Origin of the sequence: Devosia sp. ZB163 (assembly GCF_028613635.1) — a bacterium.
Classification (GTDB): domain Bacteria; phylum Pseudomonadota; class Alphaproteobacteria; order Rhizobiales; family Devosiaceae; genus Devosia_A.
Genome location: NZ_JAQRMY010000001.1, coordinates 1,266,374 through 1,285,431 on the forward strand (window position 1 = coordinate 1,266,374; position 19,058 = coordinate 1,285,431).

Consider the following 19,058-nt stretch of genomic DNA (forward strand, 5'->3'; position numbering starts at 1 on the left):
CGTCGTCTAACTTCCCCGTTCCGCCATGGAACCGGGGCCTATGCGCCTGCGAGGGCAGGCAGCGCACCTCCACCGCCGAGTCGCGACTGCACCTTGCGCATGTGGGCAAAGCGCAGCACGGCGTCGACGAGGTCGTCTGTCGTGGAGAGCTCGAGCACATCGACGCCAGCGGCAGCGAAGGCGTCCATCAGACGGTCTTCGTTGTGCGCCGCGAGAGCCTCGAAACGCCGGCGGAACCGCTTGTCGACCGTGTCGACGAATAGCTGCTCGCCCGTCTCCGCGTCCTGGAACAGCAGCATCCCCATGTCGGGCAACGCCGTGTCCACCGGATCGATGAGCCGCACCGCGATCGTCTCGTGCCGCCGGGCCAACTGGTTGAGCCCGCGCTCCCATCCCGGCCTGGACACGAAGTCCGACACCACGAAGCAGATCGTGCGCCGCTTCATCACGCTCAGTGCCCGGCCGAGGAAGGCATTGAGGTCCGTTTCCGGCGAGCGCAGCAACCGCGGGTTGGCGAGCACCTTGTCGAGCATGTGCAGCACGTGCCGGCGCCCTGCGTGGGGCGGCACGACGTAGTCGCTTATCCCGTTGAAGAGGATCGCGCCGACCTTGTTGCCCTGCCGGCTGAGCAGCCGCGAGACCACCGCCGTGAACTCGGTCAGCATCTGCCGCTTGCTGACCTCGGTTGAACCGAAATCCACCGACGGCGAGAGGTCGAGCAGGAACCAGGCCGTGACGTCGCGGTCCTCGTTGTAGATCCGAACGTGCGGCACCTGCGTGCGCGCCGTCACGTTCCAGTCGATATGCCGGACATCGTCATATGCCTGGTATTCCCGCAGGTCCGCGAAATCGAGCCCGAAACCCCGGAACAGCGTGCGGTAGTCGCCCTGCAGCAATCCGTCGAGCCGGCGGATGACAGTCCACTCCAGGCGGCCGAGCAGCTTCTCAGCCTGTCGCGGCGATGCGGACATGAGACTCCAGGGGCTTTTCGGGGGCGGGGATGGCCTTGAGTATCTGGCCGACGATCTGGTCGGGCGTCACCGATTCCGAGATCGCCTCGTAGGAGAGGACGAGCCGATGGCGCAGCACGTCCGCGGTCACGTCCAGCACATCCTCGGGCAGCACGTAGTCGCGTCCGCGCAGGAACGCCAGCGCCCGGCCGGCCTCGATCATGTTGATCGTCGCGCGCGGGCTGGCGCCGAACGTGATGAAGCGCTGCATGTCGTCGAGGCCGGCGCTTTCGGGGTCGCGCGTCGCTGCCACCACCTTGACGGCGAACTGGATCAGCGAGGGATCGACGAAAAGCTGCCGGCACTTGGCCTGCAGGCCCACCAGCTGCTCGGTGGTCGCCACTCGCGTCACCGCCTGCATGAGGCCGGTGACGCGCGAGACGATGACGAATTCCTCCTCTTCGCTTGGATAGCCGACGAGGACCTTCATCATGAACCGGTCGACCTGGGCCTCGGGCAACGGATAGGTGCCCTCGGTTTCGATCGGATTCTGGGTAGCCATCACCACGAACGGGTTCGGTACCTTGTGGGTTTCGCCCGCAATGGTGACCTGGCGCTCCTGCATCACCTCGAGCAGGGCGCTCTGCACCTTGGCGGGCGCGCGGTTGATCTCGTCGGCGAGCAGCAGGTTGCAGAAGACCGGCCCCAGCGTCGTCGAGAAGTCACCCGTCTTCTGGTTGTAGATGCGCGTCCCGACGAGGTCGGAGGGAACGAGGTCGGGCGTGAACTGCACGCGCTTGAACGTGCCCTGCATCACGTCGGCCAGCGTGTTCACCGTCAGCGTCTTGGCGAGGCCCGGCACGCCTTCGACCAGGAGGTGCCCCTTGGCCAGCAGCGATACCAGCACGCGTTCGAGGAAATGGTCCTGTCCGACCACGACTTTCTTCACCTCGTAGAGCACCTGCTCCATCAGTGAAGCGACGGCCGTGCCGGAGTCTTTCGATGTGCTGTCGTCCATGTTTCCCCGTCGGGTTCTGGTTGAAGGCTAGAGCGGATTCTCCCCCGCCGCCGAGGCGGCGCTTTCGATCGGGACGGCAAAGCCGATCCCGGCAAACGTGCGCAGGCCCGATGGGTTGAGGATGGCGGTCACGATCCCCACCACCTCGCCATCGGCGTTGACCAGCGGTCCGCCCGAGTTGCCCGGGTTGGCCGCCGCGTCGAACTGGATGAGATTCTGCAAGGCGGCCCGCCCCTCCTGGGCCAGCGAGCGCTCGAGGCCGGACACGACCCCCGCCGAGGCCGAGGGGCCGATGCCGAACGGGAAGCCGACCGCAACAACCGCGTCGCCGGGGTTGAGGCTGGCGCTCGAGGCCAGCGTCGCCGGGTGCACCTCGTCGGGCACGTTGAACGGCCGGATGACGGCGAGGTCGCTTTCGGGCCGTGCGCCAACCATCATGGCCGGCGATTCCGAGCCGTCGGCGAAGGTCACGCGCAGGCGCTTGGCGGCCCCCGCGACATGGAGGTTCGTGAGGATCGTTCCCTGCTCGTCGATCACCACTCCGGTTCCGACGGCGGTGAACTCCTCATGGAAGTCCTCCTGGAGGTTGCCTTCGGGTGGATTTTCCGCGGTGGGAGCTTTCGGTTCGGTCGGACCGGTGGAGGGATCGTCCGCCTCGTCGCCATATCCGTCCACCCGTACGACCGAGGGGATGATCGTCGCGTAGGCCATCGACTCGACGCTCGCGCCGCGCGGGCGCTCGTCCACCACCTTGTTGACCGCGGTGGTGAACTGCCAGTCCGTGATGCGCTGCGGGTCTGGCGCGATGAGATCGTAGGCGCCGATCAGCAGGATGGTCACCAGTGCCCCGCTCGCCACCAGCACGGGACCCTGGTGACGGCTGTAAAGCCCATGCCACCAGCCGCCAATGCGCTGGCGCAAAGTCGGTCCGCGGGTTTCGTTGTAGGGGTCGAGGTAAACCGGCGTTGCGCCACCTTGCGGCGTAAACGCGGAACTCCCTGCGCTCCGCGGTCTCTGAGACCGGCTGTAGAGCGGTCGCCTTCTCGCCATCAAACGCTCCCGCGCTCGAGTATAGGCTTCCCCCTCCCTGTGCTATCGAGGCTAGTGGAGCGGCCTCCGCACTGCCAAGTGCAAAAGCGGCGCTACATGCAACGCTCTCTGAAAAGTGAGGGACTATTGCGACCTAGTTTTGTTTCGACTACGCGCTAACCGCCGCTGCAGCACGGGTCATTTGCTGTGTCCGCGTAAGGACATGGGCCAGAAGCACGAGCACTGCCACGCCGGCGCCGAGCAGCAGGGTATCGATCCAGATGTTGGACGAGATACCTGCCTTCACTGCCTGCAGGAACAGGCTGATCACCGTGCCGGTGGCAAACACCGCGAGCCCCTGCCGGCCCATCAGCCTCAGCGGTGCCGTCCACTTCGATTCGGACACCTGGCGCATCACGCCCAGCGAGGCGACGACGTAGAACAGCGCGAGCGCGTGCAGCAGTCGCGGCAGCGCAAGGAACGTCTTGTCGAACCACGTCACGTAGAACGGCAGCCCGAGCTTGCTGAGGAAGCCGAGCACCTGCCGCCCGGCATCGCCGACCGGCGGCACCTTCACCCACACCAGCACGAGCAGCAGGAACGCAGCGGCCGCGCCGAACAGCCACGGGCTGCGCGGCACGAAGCGCTTGCCCTGCTTCATCGCCATGCCCGAGAGCAGCCCGATGACGAACAGGATTTGCCACGACAGCGGATTGAAGAACCAGCCGCCCGGCGTCGGGAAGTTCGGCAGGTTAAGCCGGAACTGTCCCGCGATCACCCAAAGCGCGATCGAGCCGATCAGCGTCCGCACCGGCCAGCGGAGGCCTGCGAGGATGATCGCCGGCGTCGCCAGCAGCAGCGTGATGTAGAGCGGCAGGATGTTGAGGTAGCCCAGCTGATGCGTCATGAGCGGCAGGCCGATCATCGCCTCGAGCGGGGTGGCGAAAAGCGGCGCGAGGTTGTTCTTGCCCAATAGCTCGTAGAGCCCGAACCACAGCGCCGCAGCCGCAAAGACGGCGAGCGCCATCATCGTGATCGACAGGTGGACGAAGTAGAGGTGCCGCGCCCGTGCCCAGACCTTGGCGATCGCCGGCCATAGCGGTCCCGTCGCGAGCTTTCCCGAATAGGCGAGGCCCGCCGCGAGCCCCGACATGAACACGAAGGCTTCGGCCGCGTCGGAGAAGCCGAAATTTCGGCTGGTCAGGGTCTCGTAAAACGTCCCCGGCACGTGGTTGATGAAGATCATCAGCAGCGCCAGCCCGCGGAACATGTCGAGCCGCGCGTCGCGCCCCTTGAGCGGTGCGGTGGTGTCCGTCCCCATCGGGATGGCGAGCCAGCCCTTCAGGCGCTCGCCGAGCGGGGCACGCAGCAGTGCCGGTTGACTGTCAGGCATGGACACGGCTCACCCCGGCGACTGATGGTTCGTTGACGACCGGACCCTGGTGCGTCCAGCTCAGGTAGATGCGCTGCTGCTCGACGATCACCGGTGCCGGCGCCGTTTCGCTGGTCGTCGTGAACAGCAGCGGCTTGCGGGCCGACCCGTTCGACGTCCAGGCGATCAGCAGCGGAGCGAGGATCGCAGGCAGGGCGACCGGAATCAGCCATGGCACGAGGTCGCGCGCAAAGACGAGGGAGATGGCCAGCACCCCGGCACCCGCCACCGTCACCCACCAGCTCGCGGCGAAGGCGAGCGGCAGGCTCACCCGGCTTTCCGAACGGTTGGTCGCCGGCCAGCCGCCGTCGAGCCCGAGCAGGATCTCGATCACCGCCTTGCTCTGGAAGCACAGCATGATCGGCGCCAGCAGCGTCGACACCAGGATCTCGGCGAGGACCGAGGCGCCCGCCCGCAGCGTACCGCCGAAACCGGCATTGCGCCCGCCCAGCGTCGAGCGGAGGAGGATCAGCAGCTTGGGCAGGAGCAACACCACCGCCACGGCCACGGCCAGCACCCAGATGCCGGTCTCGTCGTCGCGCCACCAGTAGCGTCCGGGGATCGCCTCGGCGAGGATGCTGGCCGCGAGCAGCATCAGCCACAGCGGCGAGGCGACATAGGCCATGATGCCCTGCACGAAGGTGAAGCGGCTCCAGAACCTGAGCCCCGGTGCGCCGAGGAGCCGGCGGTGCTGCAGGTTGCCCTGGCACCAGCGCCGGTCGCGCTTGGCATATTCGATGAGGTTCTCCGGGCCTTCCTCGTAGGAGCCGCCCAGATAGGGGTCGACCTCGACCTTCCAGCCGGCGCGCGACAACAGCGCCGCCTCGACATAGTCGTGGCTGAGGATATGCCCACCGGCCGGCGGCTTGCCCGACAGTACCGGCAGCCCGCAGCTCGCCGCAAACGCCTGCATCCGCACGATGGCGTTGTGCCCCCAGTATGGCCCTTCCTCACCCTGCATAAGCGAGGTGCCGCGGGCGAAGAACGGGGAGAGATAGGCCGCCGAGAACTGCATCAGGCGCCCGAACATGCTGCGCGCGTGGATGACTTCCGGCACCGTCTGCAGCAGGCCGAGCCGCTTGTCCTCGTCCATGCGCCGCGCCATCGCCTGGATCGTCGCGCCGTCCATCAGGCTGTCGGCATCGAGGATCAGTGCGTAGTCGTAGGCCGCACCCGAGCGCGAGATGAAATCCTCGATATTGCCGGCCTTCTTGCCGACATTGCGCTCGCGCCGGCGGTAGTACATCCGCCCTTCGGCCATCGGCTCCTGGAGCAGTTGCTCGAACCAGACGACCTCCTCTGCGGCCACCTCCATGCGGTTGGTGTCCGAGAGGATGGCGAAGTGGAACCGGTCGGCGATGCCGAGCGAGACGAGGCTGCGATTCATGGCCGCGACGCGCGAGAAGCTCGCGGCGGCGTCCTCGTTGTAGATCGGCATGAGGATGGCGGTCATGCCCTCGGGCTTGCCCGCGGACACCAGCCGCCGCTTGGGCGGCGCGAGCACGCCGAGGACGCCCGCCACGCCGCCCCACACCAGCCAGAAGCTGGTGAGCGTGAACAGCGAGGTGCGGAACCAGTCGAGCAGGTTCGTTCCATCGCTGCCGATGAAGCGCATATACAGCCATCCGGCTCCGAGGCTGATCAGACCCGATGCACAGAGAGCTGCAACGCGGATACGCTGCGCTCGCGCCATCTACTGGCGCTCCGAAACCGGCATTGTGTGAGGCTCCAGCCGGTCAGAAGCGCGGAAGCGCGGCGGCAAAGGCGGCTCGCAGCGCAGTGAACAGCGATACCCGGCGGCGCTCCAGCACCTGCTTGGGCATCTGGAGCGGGGCATCCGGAAGCGCGTTCGAAAACATCGGTCCTTCGTGCTTCATGCCTGCCCTCTCCACTGATAGAGCCAAGTTTCGGTGATCGTGCGCCCAGAACTGGCAACATTGGCCTTCAGTTCCACCGGGCCGGTGCCGTCGATCATGACGTCGAGGGCGAGCCTCCAGGCTCCGTTGGCGTCGATTCGTGACAGGGCTGAGGAGACGATCTCGCCGCCCGCCACCGTGGCGACGACATCGAGCTGGGCCTCCGTCGGCATGGTCCTGAGCGGGCCGCCGGCGAAATCCACCACGAACTTCCGCAGCTTGGCATCGTTGGCGACGCCCGAGACACCACCCTGTCCGGCGCGCGTTTCGACCACGTGGGCCAGCGTCGCATCGTCGTGGGGCATTAGGTCGCCCCAGATCAGGCGGTAGTGGAACTCGCGCGTGTCGCCGGCTTTCACGGGATCCGACGGAATCCAGAAAGCGACGATATTGTCCTCCACCTCGAGCCGGCTCGGCGCCTCGATCAGGCGGACATGGCCCTGGCCCCAGTCGCCCACCGGCTCGACCCGCGCCGACGGCCGGCGCTCGTAGTGCGCACCCGCGTCCTGGTAGGTCTCGAAGTTGCGGTCGCGCTGGTAGAGGCCGAACGCCCGCGGGTTGTTCTCCCACAGGTAGGTATTGCCCAACTGGTCGGTGTTGTTGAGCGAGCGCCAGAACACCTCGCCGCCGTCGCGCTCGACCATGAGGCCGTTGCTGTCGTGCACCTGCGGCCGGAAGTCGTCGAACAGGTGCCGGTTGGTTTCGGCGAACAGGAACATCGAGGTCAGCGGCGCGATGCCGATCTCGCCGATGTCGGCGCGGAAGAACAGGCGCGCGGTGACATCCATCACCGTCTCCTGCGCCTCGGCGCTCGGCGGCGTGATCTCGAAGCGGTAGGCACCCGTGACGCTCGCGCCCTCGAGGCTCGCATACATCACCAGCGGCTTGTCCTCGGTCGGGCGCTCCAGCCAGAACGAGGAAAAGCGCGGAAACTCTTCCGGCCCGGCCTGCCACGAGTTGATCGCGAGGCCGCGGGCGCTGAGCCCGTAGATGTTGGCGCGCCCCAGTGCCCGGAAGTAGCTCGAACCGAGGAACGAGACGAGCTCGTCCATCTTGTCGGCCTGGTTCAGCGGGTAGTTGATGCGGACGCCTGCGATGCCGGGGAAGCTCTCGGCCTCCGCCTCGGTCTTCATCGCCGCGTCGTAGAACAGGAAATCCTCGTTCGAGAAGTCGAAGGGCAGGGCCTTGCCCTCGGCGACCTCGAACACGCCCACCGGCTCCTTGAACAGCCAGCCCATCGGGAAGGCATGCACCTGGAAGCCCGAATTGTTGTCGATCCAGCGCGCATGCTGCGCGTCGAACTGGACCTTGCGGTAGCCGTCATAGTCGAGCCCGGCGAAGAGCTTGGGCAGCTCCGGCACGGTTGCGTCGAACGGCTCCGCCGCCTTGGCGCGCATGCGCTCGGTCAGAACCTCGAAATCGAAGGTCTCTGCATCCTGCGCGATGGCGATGGGGGTAAGAGCGGTGGTGGAAAACAGAGCGGCTGCTGCCGCGGCGGACTTCAGGAAGGCTCGTCGACCGAGCCGAGGATATGATGTGGGGTGCATGCAGTAACTGTGAGGGGAGGGCTCGAGCATCAGAAGCACGAAGTCCGCAACGCCGTTGAGCCCCGAAAGTTGTAGCATGGCAGGTATGCACCGGCGGAATGGATATGATTTCGCCGTAATGCGTTAGGAGTTCCCGGCGTTCCCCGACCTTGGATCACACATGAGCGACGCCCTCGCGGTGCGCACCCCCAGAAGCCTGCCCCTCGAGGCGGCCCTGCTCGCGATCCCGGTCGCACTGGCCTGCGCCGGGTTGCTCATCCGCTTTCTTGCCTATGCCGCCACGGCGGACGACCCCTCCATCGCCAGTTTCGCCGCCGGCATGTGCCGCTGGGATTGCCAGTGGTACGTGAAGCTCGCCGAGCAGGGTTATGACGGTTTCCCCACGCCGACCCTGATCAATGCCGGCAACTGGGCTTTCTTCCCGCTCTATCCGCTGCTGGTCGGCATCGTGCGCGCCCTCACCGGCCTCGAGACCATCGTCGCGGCGACCGGTCTGTCGCTGCTCGTCTGCATCGCGACAGCCCGCGTCGCCTGGCCGCTGCTCGGCCGGAACCTGCGCGCCTACACGCTGTTCTCTGCCTTCCTCCTCGCCGGCCCGTTCTCCATCTGGTTCACCACCTTCTATACCGAGGTGCTGTTCCTCTTCCTGACGGTGTGCGTGTTCGCCGCGCTACAGGCCCGGCGCATCCTGCTCGCCGGCGTGTTCGCCGCGCTGCTTTCGGCGACCCGCATCGTCGGCTGCTTCATCGTCTTCGCCATACTCATCAAGATCTGGCTGCGTCATCGCGAGGCGGGTGGCACCTGGCGCGATTTCATCCCTGCCGTGCTGAAGCGCCCCGATTGGCTGCTCGCCATCTTCATCGCCCCACTCGGGCTCTTCGCCTACATGCTCTTCCTCCACCTGCACGTTGGCGATGCCCTGGCCTTCAGCCACGTGCAGCGCGCCTGGGCCCGCCCCACCGGCAACCCGCTCGGCTTCCTGTGGCAGGCCCTGACGACGTTCCCGGCACAAGGCTGGATCCCGACCCCGCCCCAGCAGCTCGCCGTCGCAACGCTTGTCGGCTACGCGCTGGCCATCGTCCTGCTGGTCCGCCGGCAATACGCCATGGCCGTCTACGCCCTGATGTGCCTCACCGCGCCGCTCTTTGCCGGCATGGCTTCGATGCTGCGCTTCACCGCCGGCCTCGCGCCCATTCCGTTGATCCTGACGCAACTGCTCGCCTCGTCACGCTGGCTCTTCGCCATCGCCCTGCTGGTGTTCCTCGCCTCGGGCTACTTCACCACCATCGGCTGGCTGACGGAGTACCTGAGCCTTGTCTAGCGCGCTCCGCATCGGCGCCTACGCGCTCGTCGTCCTCGTTGCCGGCTTCGAGCTCGTCGTCTTCTGGCTGATGCTCCACCCGGACGTGCCGCCGGACTACCGCGCCTACTACATCGACAAGACCACGACCTGCCTCAATCAGCCGGTCGCCGGCACCTATGCGCTCGGCACCACCATCGACTTCACCCCCGATGGGCGCGAGGCGGCCAAGCCCCTGCGCGTCTGCGGCTGGGAAGGTCCGGCGGGGGACGGCAACCATGCCGTCGGCACCAGTGCCCGCCTGCGCTTCGTCTACACCGAACCGGCCACCGCCCTGCGGCTCGAACTCAGGCTGGTGGCCGTCAAGAAGGACGACCAGCCGACGCAGCGCGTGACCGTATCGGTCAACGGCCAGCCTCTCGGCACCCTCACCGTCACCGGCGATCCACCCCAGGACTTCGCCCTCGACCTGCCGGCCGACCTCGTCTCCGAGGCGAACGGCCACATCGAAGTCGAGTTCGATCTCCCCGATGCGGTCCAGATGCGGCCAACCGACCCCGATAACCGGCGTCGCTCCATCAAGCTCGTTTCCGCCGCTCTCATCCCCGCCTGACGGTTTCCTTAACCGATCGGTTGACAACCCTCGTTGCGAGGTGTATTCAACCAATAAGTTATCAACTTGAGAGTTGAGCAATGGACTGCGTCGAACTCACCGGCACCGCGCCGACCCGGACCTCCGCCGTCACCACGCCGGCCAACGATCCCGTCATCCTCATCGCCCGCAGCTTCGAGGCGCCGCGCGCGCTGGTCTGGCGCTGCTACACCGAGCCCAAGCACCTGGTGCACTTCTGGGGCCCCAAGGGCGCCACCAATCCGGTCAGCGAAGTCGACCTCCGCGTCGGCGGCGCCTGGCGCCAGGTGATGCGCTTCGCCTCGGGCAACGAGTACGGCTACACCAGCGTCTATCTCGAGATCTCGCCGGTCGACCGGCTGGTCTGGCGCGACGCCCCCGCGGGCTATCGCTTCGGCGATAAACTGCCGCCGGCCGAGATGGTCACCGAGATGACCCTCGCCGAAGCCGGCCGCCTCACCAGCGTCCACATCACTGTCCGCTTCACCTCGCTCGCCGCCCGCGACCAGGCCGTGAAGCAGGGCTTTGCCTCCACCGTCTCCGAGGGCAGCGACAAGCTCGACCTCTATCTCTTCACTCTCAGCGCCACCGCGGCGTTCCAGCAGGAGTAAGCGTCATGAACACCTTCACCTCTCGCGATGGCACGAAGATCGCCTACGACGTACGCGGCTCCGGCCCGGCCGTCATCCTGATCGACGGCGCCTGGTGCGGCCGCAACATGGGCCCGATGCCCAAGCTGGCCCCGCTGCTGGCCCCCCACTTCACCGTCTACAACTATGACCGGCGCAGCCGCGGCGACAGCGACCTCTCCACCGACTATTCGCCCGACCGCGAATACGAGGACCTCGCCGCCCTCATCGAGATCGCCGGCGGCTCGGCCAGCCTCTACGGCACCTCGTCCGGCGCAGCGCTGGCCCTGTTCGCCGCCGCCCGCGGCCTGCCGGTCGATCGGCTCGCCATCTTCGAGCCGCCGTTTACCGACGTTCCCGGCGGCAAGCCGATGCCCCGTGGCTATCAGGCTGAAGTCGAGCGCCTGGTGCGCGAAGATCGCCGGTCCGAGATCGCCAGGTTCTTCATGGTCAAGATGATCGGCATGCCCGCCATCATGATGCCGATGATGCGGCTCAACCCGCACTGGAAGGCGATGATGCACAACGCCCCCAGCCTGCCGCACGATACCGCGGTCATGGAGGGCTACGGCTTCCCCACCGAGGTCGCCCGCTCCATCCGCGTCCCCACCATCGTCATGGCTGGCGACAAGACCTTCAAGCAGCTCAGGGAGCCGGTACGCCTCGCTCGCGAGACCATCCCCGGTGCGCGCTTTGCCTCGCTGCCCGGCCAGAGCCACGATGCGGCGGCCGAACTCGTCGCCCCCGTGCTGATCGACTTCTTCTCGGGCGCCGCTACCGCCCGCGCCGCTGCCTGACCCAAGAGACCGAAATGACCGACCGCCTGTCCCTGACGCTCTCCGCACTCGCCGACCCCACCCGTCGCGGCATCCTTGCCCGGCTGGCAACGGGTGAGGCGACGGTCAGCGAACTGGCCGAGCCCTATGACATGTCCATGGCTGCCGTCTCCAAGCACCTGAAGGTGCTCGAGAAGGCGGGGCTGATCTCGCGTGGCAAGGAAGCCCAGTGGCGTCCCTGCAAGCTCGAGGCGGCCCCCATGGCCGAAGTCGCGGACTGGGTCGAAAGCTACCGCCGCTTCTGGGACGAGAGCCTCGACCGCCTGGGCGATTACCTCGCCGAACTGCAGAAGGGAGACCCCGGCGCCCCGAAGAACTAGGCGCGCGAACAGCAAAAGTTGCAGACTTTTGCGGTTCGGGAGCGCGACCACTAGGACCACCCCGGGGCGGCTGGGGCCGCGAAACGCAAATGGAACGACCCAAGGTCATCTCGCTTTCGGACTATGTCCGGAAGCGGCACGGCGAAGCTTTGCGCCGCCTCCGGCCGGGCGCCGGCAAGGGACACTGGTTCGTGGCCTACTGGCGACATTGGCAGGAAAGCCTCGATCGCCTCGACGACTACCTGATGAAACTCAAGGAGAAGAAAATGCCCATCGACAACCTGAAGATCGAGGCCCCCGCCAACGAACCGATCATCATCGCCACCCGCGATTTCGCCGCGCCGCGCGCCCTGGTGTGGAAGGTCATGACCGAGCCCGAGCACGTCGCCCGCTGGTGGGGCACCGAGGGGCAGAAGAACGTCATCACCGCGTTCGATGTCCGCCCTGGCGGCAAATGGCGGATCGAGTCCCACGATCCGGACGGCAACGTCTACATCTTCACCGGCGAGTACCGTGAGGTGACCGCCCCCGAGAAGTTCGTCTGGACCTTCGGCATGGAGAACATGTTCTTCGGCAAGACCCTGCTCGAAACCCATACCTTCGAAGCAGACGGCGCCATCACGCACTATAAGTCAGTCTCGAACCACGACAGCATCGAGGATCGTGACGGCATGGTCGCCTCGGGCATGGAGGAGGGCATGCGCCACGGCTACGAAGTGATGGACCGCATCCTCTCCGAACTCACCCAGGAAGCCTGAAGGTGCTCTCAGACCTCACCACTGTTCCGAACGATCGCCGGCTCGAGATCGAGCGCGAGTTCGACGCGCCGCGCGATCTCGTGTGGCGGATGTTCGCCGATCCGTTCCATCTGAGCCAGTGGTGGGGTCCGAAGGGCTTCACCAACCCCGTGGTGGAGCTCGACCTCCGCCCGGGCGGGCGCTGGCACCACGTGATGCGCGGGCCGGACGGTCGCGAATACCCGACGGACAGCGAGTTCATCGAGGTCACCCCGCCCGAACGCATCGTCTACCGCAACGCGGCGGCCACCGACCAGGTGTTCGGCGACAACCCGCCACCAAGCTTCCTGAGGGTAATCACCCTCAGCGACATCGGCAGCGGCCGCACCCGGCTGACGCTCGACGCCTATTTCGATACCGCCGCCGACAAGGACGCCGTCGTCCGCCGCGGTTTCCGCGAGGGGGTGCTCGAGAGCTTCGACAAGCTCGCCGCCCACCTCACGACTGGAGCAACGAGATGAAGTTCGTGACCACCATCCTGCAGGCCGGCAACAATACCGGCATCATCGTGCCGCCAGCAGTGCGCGACGAACTCGGCGGCGGCAAGAACCCGCTGGTCGTCGTCACCCTCGCCGGCCACACCTGGCGCAGCAAGGTGGCGACCATGGGCGACAGGCTGCTGATCGGCGTCAGCGCCGAGATCCGCAGCATCACCGGCGTCAAAGGCAGCGAGACCCACGAGGTCGAGCTTGTCCTCGACGACCAGCCCCGCATCATCGAGGCTCCGGGCGATCTCCAGGCCGCCCTCGATGCCGATCCCGTCGCGCTGGCCGCCTGGAACAAGCTGGCCCCCAGCCACAAGAAGGCCCACGTCACCGCCATCGAGGGCGCCAAGGCCCCCGAGACAAGGCTCCGACGCGTCCGGAAGGCCATCGAAATGCTGACCACCTAGCAGGAAGACCCCTCATCCGGCGCTACGCGCCACCTTCTCCCCGACGGGGAGAAGAATCCCCAACCATCGGCGATCACCCCTGTTCCTCTCCCCGTCGGGGAGAGGGTGGATCGGCCGAAGGCTGGGACGGGTGAGGGGAGAAACCACGGAACTATTAACCGCCACCAACCCGCATCTCGCGGGACCGGCGGAGCCATATCCAACCCACGGAGACTTCCGATGCTACGTCGAACTGTACTTGCCCTCGCCGTCCTCGCCAGCTTTGCTCTGGCCGTGCCGGCACCCGCCATTGCCCAACAAGGAGTTGCTTCCATGCCCACCCCCACAAAGTCCGGCTACGTCCCCGTCAACGGCGGCAAGGTCTATTACGCCACCTATGGCAGCGGCGCTCCGCTCGTCCTGCTTCACGGCGGCCTGATGACCATCGAGTCCTTCGGTCCTGTCATTCCCGCGCTCGCCGAAACCCGCGAAGTGATCGCCATCGAGGCGCAGGGGCACGGCCGTACCGGCCCGCTCGACAGGCCCATGAGCTTCGAGAACATGGCGGCCGACGTTGCCGAGGTCATCCGGGCGCTCGGCTACGACACGGTCGATGTCGTCGGCAACTCGATGGGCGGCACCACTGGCCTTCGCCTCGCGCTCGATCACCCCGAACTGGTCAAGCGGCTGGTCATCGCGTCGGCCCCCTACGCCTTCTCCGGCTGGCACGACTACAACCAGCAGGGCATGCGTTCGATGAACGCGGGCCTCGCCGGGATGATGAAGGGCACGCCCCTCTACGAGGGCTTCGCCGCCGTGAACCCCGACCCCGAGGTCAACTTTCCCAAGCTGCTCGACCAGATGGCCTACATGGGCAAGGACTACGATCTGTCGGCCGAAATCCCGAACCTCACGGTCCCCACCCAGTTGGTCTACGGCGACTGGGACGCGGTGCGCACCGGCCACGCCGCCAAGTTCTTCGAGCTGCTCGGCGGCGGCCTGCAGGACGCGATGTGGGACGGTTCGGGCATGAACCACAACCGCCTCGCCATCCTCCCGGGCGTTACCCACTACACCATGATGAACTCGCCTAGGCTGGCCGAAACCGCGCTCGCGTTCCTCGATCAGGAGTGACGGAGGCCACCACCCTCTCAGTCGTCATCCGCGGATCAAGCCCGCGGATGACGACGCGTGGGAGAGGTATCTGGTGGGATCAACGGTGGGGTGGGGCAACACGTACCGGACACGAGGCTTGACCCCGTCCTCCAACTTAACACTCTAGCAACCATGCTTGAGTCGCTGTTCGACACCCCGCACGATCCGGCGGAGATTCTCCGTTCGGTCTTCGGCCACCAGAGTTTTCGGGGCCAGCAGGAAGATGTCGTCCGCCACGTTACCGGCGGTGGCGACGCGGTGGTGCTGTTCCCCACCGGCGCCGGCAAGTCGATGTGCTTCCAGGTCCCGGCCCTCGCCCGCCAGGGCGTCGGCATCGTCGTCTCGCCCCTCATCGCGCTCATGCGCGACCAGGTCGAGGCGCTGAAGCAGGCCGGCGTGAACGCCGCGACCCTCAATTCCTCGGTCAGTTCCGAGGAGTCCTCCCGCACCTTCCGTGATCTCAAGTCCGGCAAGCTCGACCTGCTCTACGTCGCCCCCGAGCGCATCGTGCTCCCCGGCTTCAAGTCGATGATGCAGGGCGTGCCGATCTCGCTCATCGCCATCGACGAAGCGCATTGCGTGTCGCAGTGGGGCCACGACTTCCGCCCCGAGTATCGTGAGCTCAGCAATCTCGCCGCCGACTATCCCGGCGTGCCGCGCATCGCGCTCACCGCCACGGCCGACCCGACCACCCGCGAAGACATCATCGAGCGCCTCGGCCTCACCGACGCCCGCGTCTTTACCACCAGCTTCGATCGCCCCAACATCAGCTACTCGATCGTCGAGCGCGACAATGCCCGCTCGCAGCTGAAGAGCTTTCTTGCCCGCCACAATGGCAGTTCCGGCATCGTCTATTGCCTCTCACGCGCCAAGGTCGACACCACCGCCGAGTGGCTGAACAAGGAGGGCATCCGCGCGCTGCCCTACCATGCCGGCATGAATGCCCGCGACCGCAGCGCCAACCAGGATGCCTTCCTCAAGGAAGAGTCGCTCTGCCTCGTCGCCACCGTCGCCTTCGGCATGGGCATCGACAAGCCCGACGTGCGCTACGTCGCCCACATGGACCTGCCTTCGTCCATCGAGGCCTACTACCAGGAGACGGGCCGCGCCGGCCGCGACGGCCTGCCGGCGGAGGCCTGGATGTGCTACGGCATGTCCGACGTCGCCCAGCGCCGCCGCATGATCGACGAGGGCAATGCGCCCGATGAGGTCAAGCGCGTCGAGCGTTCCAAGCTCACCGCGCTCCTCGCCGTCTGCGAAACTCCCGAATGCCGCCGCAAGTCGATCCTCGCCCATTTCGGCGAGGCCCACGCCGGCGCCTGTGGCAACTGCGATACCTGCCTCTCGCCGGTCGAAACCTGGGATGGCTCGGACGCCGCCGTCAAGGCCATGGCCGCCGTCTACCGCACCGGGCAGCGCTTCGGCGCCGGCCACATCGTCGATGTGCTGGTGGGCAAGCAGACCGACAAGGTCACCCAGTTCGGCCACCAGGATCAGCCGGTCTTCGGGCAGGGCAAGGACCTCGACCCGCGCTCCTGGCAATCGGTCATCCGGCAGCTGACCGCGATGGGCCTCCTCACCGTCGATCACTCCTTCGGCGCGCTCCACCTCGGCGAGGGTTCGCGCGATGTCTTCCGCGGCGAGCGCAAGATCACCTTCCGCCGCGATCGCCCGCGCAAGGCCACCGAAACCCGGCGCTCCCTGCAGAACGCCGTGGCGCTCCCCGGCCCGGCCCAGGCCCTCTTCGACGCCCTGCGCGCCGAACGCGCCCAGATCGCCAAATCCCAGGGCGTCCCGCCTTACGTCGTCTTCCACGACACGACCCTGCGCGAAATGGCCATGGACCGGCCACAGACCATGGCCGAACTCGCCACCATCTCCGGCGTCGGGGAGTCGAAGCTCAAGCGCTACGGGGCCGAATTTCTCGCGGTGCTGAAGGCGGCCGGGCCGGCGTAAGTCCCTGGTCGTGCCCCTCGCGTCCCCTCGCCCCTCAGGGGAGAGGGCAAGCGCAGCTTACGAGCGTCGCGAGTTAGCGAAGCTAGGGTGAGGGGTGCAGCCCATCGGCGACGCTGCATCGCCCAGCACCTGCCACCGCCTCACCCTCATCCGGCGCTTCGCGCCACCTTCTCCCCTGAGGGGAGAAGGGAGGGCCCTCAAGTCCCCCGCGGCTTCGCCCGCGCCGTCGCCGCCGCCTCCAGCGGGTTGTCCGGCCAGTAGTGCCGCGGATACCGCCCCTTCAGGTCCTTGGCCACGTCCTTCCAGCTGCCGCGCCAGAAGCCCGGCAGGTCGCGTGTCGTCTGGATCGGCCGGTGCGCTGGCGACAGCAGCACCAGCAGCAGCGGCACCTTCCCGCCCGCGACGCTCGGGTGCTTGTCCATGCCGAACAGTTCCTGCACCCGAACTTCCAGCGCCGGGCCGTTCTCCGCCCCATAGTCGATCGGCAGCCGAGACCCCGACGGCGCGTCGAAATGCGATGGCAGCAGCCGCTCCATCTCCTGCCGCCTGCCCCAGGGCAGCAGCCCCTCCAGCGCCCCGGCGAGGTCGTCCGCCGTGACTTCGCCCAGTGCCGTCTTGCCGATCAGGCTCGGCACCAGCCAGTCGATATCCGCCGCAAGCCCCGCATCCGAAAGGTCGGGCCAGTCCTCGCCCAGCGTCGCCCGCAGGTAGCTCGCCCGCTCCCGCAGCGCGCGTTGCTCCTTCGTCCACGGCAGCTGCCCGATGCCGAGCCCGGCTATACCTTCGGCCAGTGCCTGAGCCGCCGCGGCGTCATCCGCAATCGCCACCGGCGCCTCGTCCAGCCGCAACGCGCCCAGCCGCCGCACCCGTCGCGCCCTCACGCTCCGCGACGCGCGGTCGAAAGCCATCACCGTTTCGTCGACGATCTGCCCGGCGAACAGCTCTTCGATTGTTGCCCTGTCGATCGCCACAGCCGAGCGGATCCGCCCCGTTGCCGCCGCACCGGTCACATCCGCCACGACGAGGTACGGCGCCGTCGCCAGCGCATCCGTCTCATCGAGGCTCGCCTGCCGGCCGTTGGCCAGCCGGAACCGCCCCCGCGCGCCTGCCTGCTGCGCCACGCGATCGGGATAGGCCCGCGCCAGATGCCGCCCAACCTCGCCGCCGGCGCCGGTATTGCCCACCATCTGCGCCCAGCGCCGCGCCAGGCCGTGCGCCTCGTCGGCCCGCTTGCCGCGTTCGCGCCCAAGCCGCTCGAGCCGATGTCCGAGGTCGGTGCCGTCTCCCCCCAGACCGCGCTCACCCAGCAGCACCGCCAGCTGCGCGGCCGTCAGCGCATCGTCTTCCTCGGCGGCCCGGTGGATCATGTGGGCGAGCCGTGGATGCAGCGGCAACCGTGCCAGCGCCTTGCCCTCGGCGGTGATCCGTCCGCCCTCGTCCAGCGCCTCGAGCCCCTTGAGCAGGCCGACCGCTTCATTCCACGCTGGCCCCGGCGGCGGATCGAGGAATCTCAGTTGTCCCGGATCGGTCACGCCCCAACCCGCCAGATCGAGCGCCAGCCCGGAAAGATCGGCCTCCAGCATTTCCGGCGCATCGAACGCCGCGAGCGCCGCGTTCTGTCCTTCGCCCCACAGGCGATAGCAGACACCCGGTTCGACACGCCCCGCGCGGCCCCGTCTTTGATCGGCCGACGCCCGCGAGACCTTGCGCGTCTCGAGCACCGTCAGCCCGGTTGCCGGCTCGTAGGCCGGCGCACGCCTCAGGCCGCTGTCGACGACGATCCGCACCCCTTCGATGGTCAGCGACGTCTCCGCGATCGAGGTCGCCAGCACCACCTTGCGCCGGCCCTTTGGAGCCGGCTGGACCGCTCGGTCCTGTTCCTCGGGCGTCAGCTGCCCGTAGAGCGGGGCGATGTCGACATCGGCAGGCACCCGCCCGGCCAGCCGCTCCGCCACCCTACCGATCTCGGCCTGACCGGGCAGGAACACGAGCGCCGAGCCCGGCTGCTCCCGGAGCGCCTCCAGCACCACGCCCGTCACCTGGTCCTCGATCTTTTGCAGGGGATCGCGGTCGCGCCAGATCGTCTCGACAGGGAAGGCCCGTCCTTCCGACGTCACCACCGGTGCTCCGTCGAGCAGGTCGGCAACGCGCGCCCCGTCGATCGTCGCCGACATCACCAGCACGCGCAGGTCGTCGCGCAACGCCGCCGCATCGAGCGCCAATGCCAACCCGAGGTCGGCATCGAGGCTACGTTCGTGGAACTCGTCGAACAGCACTGCGGCGATGCCCGTGAGTTCGGGGTCATCGAGGATCATCCCGGTGAACACGCCCTCGGTCACGACCTCGATCCGCGTCCGCTTGCTCACCTTGGCGTCGAGCCGGACCCGATAGCCGACGACCCCGCCAACCTCGTCGCCGAGCGTCTGCGCCATGCGCCGCGCCGCCGCCCGCGCCGCGAGCCGCCGCGGCTCCAGCATCACGATCCGGCCATCGCCCCGCCATGCCGCGTCGAGCAGGGCCAGCGGCACCCGCGTCGTCTTGCCCGCCCCCGGCGGCGCCACCAGCACTGCATGGGGTCCAGCCTCCAGCGCGGCCAGAAGCCGGGGCAGGGCCTCGTCGATGGGAAGGGGCGGCAGGTTCATGCCGCTTCAATCGGAGAAAAGCTGATGCC

18 protein-coding genes are annotated in these 19,058 nt (G+C 67.3%); 10 read left to right on the forward strand and 8 right to left on the reverse strand.

The genetic code is table 11. From position 1 onward, the window contains the following. Positions 1–38: 38 nt before the first annotated feature. From PRN20_RS06470 to PRN20_RS06500, 7 genes are all read right to left on the reverse strand, one after another. Positions 39–971 carry a DUF58 domain-containing protein gene (locus PRN20_RS06470; RefSeq protein WP_273956416.1) on the reverse strand — a complete coding sequence of 311 codons (933 nt, stop codon included), beginning with the start codon at positions 969–971 and terminating at the stop codon, positions 39–41. Further along, complete coding sequence (locus PRN20_RS06475) at positions 946–1,968, reverse strand: AAA family ATPase (RefSeq protein ID WP_273956417.1); 1,023 nt, start codon at positions 1,966–1,968, stop codon at positions 946–948. Before PRN20_RS06475 ends, PRN20_RS06470 begins: the two co-directional genes overlap by 26 nt. Positions 1,969–1,995: 27 nt before the next feature. Continuing rightward, positions 1,996–2,889, reverse strand: coding sequence for a S1C family serine protease (locus PRN20_RS06480; protein ID WP_273956418.1), 894 nt, complete (start codon positions 2,887–2,889; stop codon positions 1,996–1,998). A 277-nt stretch (positions 2,890–3,166) separates the two neighbouring features. Beyond that, on the reverse strand, positions 3,167–4,390 hold the full coding sequence (locus PRN20_RS06485) for an OpgC family protein (protein WP_273956419.1): 1,224 nt from the start codon (positions 4,388–4,390) through the stop codon (positions 3,167–3,169). Then, positions 4,383–6,122 carry a glucans biosynthesis glucosyltransferase MdoH gene (gene mdoH, locus PRN20_RS06490; RefSeq protein WP_273956420.1) on the reverse strand — a complete coding sequence of 580 codons (1,740 nt, stop codon included), beginning with the start codon at positions 6,120–6,122 and terminating at the stop codon, positions 4,383–4,385. The genes PRN20_RS06485 and mdoH overlap by 8 nt, the downstream gene beginning before the upstream one ends. A gap of 43 nt (positions 6,123–6,165) precedes the next feature. Then, positions 6,166–6,306, reverse strand: coding sequence for a hypothetical protein (locus PRN20_RS06495; RefSeq protein ID WP_273956421.1), 141 nt, complete (start codon positions 6,304–6,306; stop codon positions 6,166–6,168). Further along, positions 6,303–7,970, reverse strand: coding sequence for a glucan biosynthesis protein (locus PRN20_RS06500; RefSeq protein WP_273956422.1), 1,668 nt, complete (start codon positions 7,968–7,970; stop codon positions 6,303–6,305). Before PRN20_RS06500 ends, PRN20_RS06495 begins: the two co-directional genes overlap by 4 nt. Positions 7,971–8,052: 82 nt before the next feature. On the opposite strand from PRN20_RS06500, the gene PRN20_RS06505 reads away from it, so the two are divergent. From PRN20_RS06505 to recQ, 10 genes are all read left to right on the forward strand, one after another. After that, positions 8,053–9,213 carry a hypothetical protein gene (locus PRN20_RS06505; RefSeq protein ID WP_273956423.1) on the forward strand — a complete coding sequence of 387 codons (1,161 nt, stop codon included), beginning with the start codon at positions 8,053–8,055 and terminating at the stop codon, positions 9,211–9,213. Beyond that, complete coding sequence (locus PRN20_RS06510; RefSeq protein ID WP_273956424.1) at positions 9,206–9,805, forward strand: hypothetical protein; 600 nt, start codon at positions 9,206–9,208, stop codon at positions 9,803–9,805. The genes PRN20_RS06505 and PRN20_RS06510 overlap by 8 nt, the downstream gene beginning before the upstream one ends. A gap of 80 nt (positions 9,806–9,885) precedes the next feature. Further along, positions 9,886–10,434, forward strand: a complete 549-nt coding sequence (locus PRN20_RS06515) for an SRPBCC domain-containing protein (RefSeq protein ID WP_273956425.1) — start codon at positions 9,886–9,888, stop codon at positions 10,432–10,434. 5 nt (positions 10,435–10,439) lie between these two features. Continuing rightward, entirely contained in the window at positions 10,440–11,249 is an 810-nt protein-coding gene (locus PRN20_RS06520; RefSeq protein WP_273956426.1) for an alpha/beta fold hydrolase, read from the forward strand. 14 nt (positions 11,250–11,263) lie between these two features. Then, positions 11,264–11,608 (forward strand): ArsR/SmtB family transcription factor, encoded by a 345-nt coding sequence (locus tag PRN20_RS06525; RefSeq protein WP_273956427.1) that lies wholly within the window; start codon positions 11,264–11,266, stop codon positions 11,606–11,608. An 89-nt stretch (positions 11,609–11,697) separates the two neighbouring features. Beyond that, positions 11,698–12,366 (forward strand): SRPBCC family protein, encoded by a 669-nt coding sequence (locus PRN20_RS06530; RefSeq protein WP_273956428.1) that lies wholly within the window; start codon positions 11,698–11,700, stop codon positions 12,364–12,366. 2 nt (positions 12,367–12,368) lie between these two features. Beyond that, entirely contained in the window at positions 12,369–12,866 is a 498-nt protein-coding gene (locus PRN20_RS06535; protein ID WP_273956429.1) for an SRPBCC domain-containing protein, read from the forward strand. Beyond that, on the forward strand, positions 12,863–13,297 hold the full coding sequence (locus tag PRN20_RS06540; protein WP_273956430.1) for a YdeI/OmpD-associated family protein: 435 nt from the start codon (positions 12,863–12,865) through the stop codon (positions 13,295–13,297). Before PRN20_RS06535 ends, PRN20_RS06540 begins: the two co-directional genes overlap by 4 nt. Before the next feature lie 312 nt (positions 13,298–13,609). Then, positions 13,610–14,410 carry an alpha/beta fold hydrolase gene (locus PRN20_RS06545; RefSeq protein ID WP_273956431.1) on the forward strand — a complete coding sequence of 267 codons (801 nt, stop codon included), beginning with the start codon at positions 13,610–13,612 and terminating at the stop codon, positions 14,408–14,410. Between the two features lie 153 nt (positions 14,411–14,563). After that, positions 14,564–16,387 carry a DNA helicase RecQ gene (gene recQ, locus PRN20_RS06550; protein ID WP_273956432.1) on the forward strand — a complete coding sequence of 608 codons (1,824 nt, stop codon included), beginning with the start codon at positions 14,564–14,566 and terminating at the stop codon, positions 16,385–16,387. Positions 16,388–16,584: 197 nt separating this feature from the next. On the opposite strand, the gene hrpB is transcribed toward recQ, so the two are convergent. After that, positions 16,585–19,029, reverse strand: a complete 2,445-nt coding sequence (gene hrpB, locus PRN20_RS06555; protein WP_273956433.1) for an ATP-dependent helicase HrpB — start codon at positions 19,027–19,029, stop codon at positions 16,585–16,587. Positions 19,030–19,058 lie beyond the last annotated feature (29 nt).

Coding starts and splice junctions, on each gene's coding strand:
- PRN20_RS06475 (WP_273956417.1), bottom strand. CDS start 1,968: ATGGACGACAGCACATCGAAAGACTCCGGCACGGCCGTCGCTTCACTG.
- PRN20_RS06530 (WP_273956428.1), top strand. CDS start 11,698: ATGGAACGACCCAAGGTCATCTCGCTTTCGGACTATGTCCGGAAGCGG.
- hrpB (WP_273956433.1), bottom strand. CDS start 19,029: ATGAACCTGCCGCCCCTTCCCATCGACGAGGCCCTGCCCCGGCTTCTG.
- PRN20_RS06515 (WP_273956425.1), top strand. CDS start 9,886: ATGGACTGCGTCGAACTCACCGGCACCGCGCCGACCCGGACCTCCGCC.
- PRN20_RS06525 (WP_273956427.1), top strand. CDS start 11,264: ATGACCGACCGCCTGTCCCTGACGCTCTCCGCACTCGCCGACCCCACC.
- PRN20_RS06470 (WP_273956416.1), bottom strand. CDS start 971: ATGTCCGCATCGCCGCGACAGGCTGAGAAGCTGCTCGGCCGCCTGGAG.
- mdoH (WP_273956420.1), bottom strand. CDS start 6,122: ATGGCGCGAGCGCAGCGTATCCGCGTTGCAGCTCTCTGTGCATCGGGT.
- PRN20_RS06495 (WP_273956421.1), bottom strand. CDS start 6,306: ATGAAGCACGAAGGACCGATGTTTTCGAACGCGCTTCCGGATGCCCCG.
- PRN20_RS06500 (WP_273956422.1), bottom strand. CDS start 7,970: ATGCTACAACTTTCGGGGCTCAACGGCGTTGCGGACTTCGTGCTTCTG.
- PRN20_RS06545 (WP_273956431.1), top strand. CDS start 13,610: ATGCCCACCCCCACAAAGTCCGGCTACGTCCCCGTCAACGGCGGCAAG.
- recQ (WP_273956432.1), top strand. CDS start 14,564: ATGCTTGAGTCGCTGTTCGACACCCCGCACGATCCGGCGGAGATTCTC.
- PRN20_RS06540 (WP_273956430.1), top strand. CDS start 12,863: ATGAAGTTCGTGACCACCATCCTGCAGGCCGGCAACAATACCGGCATC.
- PRN20_RS06520 (WP_273956426.1), top strand. CDS start 10,440: ATGAACACCTTCACCTCTCGCGATGGCACGAAGATCGCCTACGACGTA.
- PRN20_RS06505 (WP_273956423.1), top strand. CDS start 8,053: ATGAGCGACGCCCTCGCGGTGCGCACCCCCAGAAGCCTGCCCCTCGAG.
- PRN20_RS06485 (WP_273956419.1), bottom strand. CDS start 4,390: ATGCCTGACAGTCAACCGGCACTGCTGCGTGCCCCGCTCGGCGAGCGC.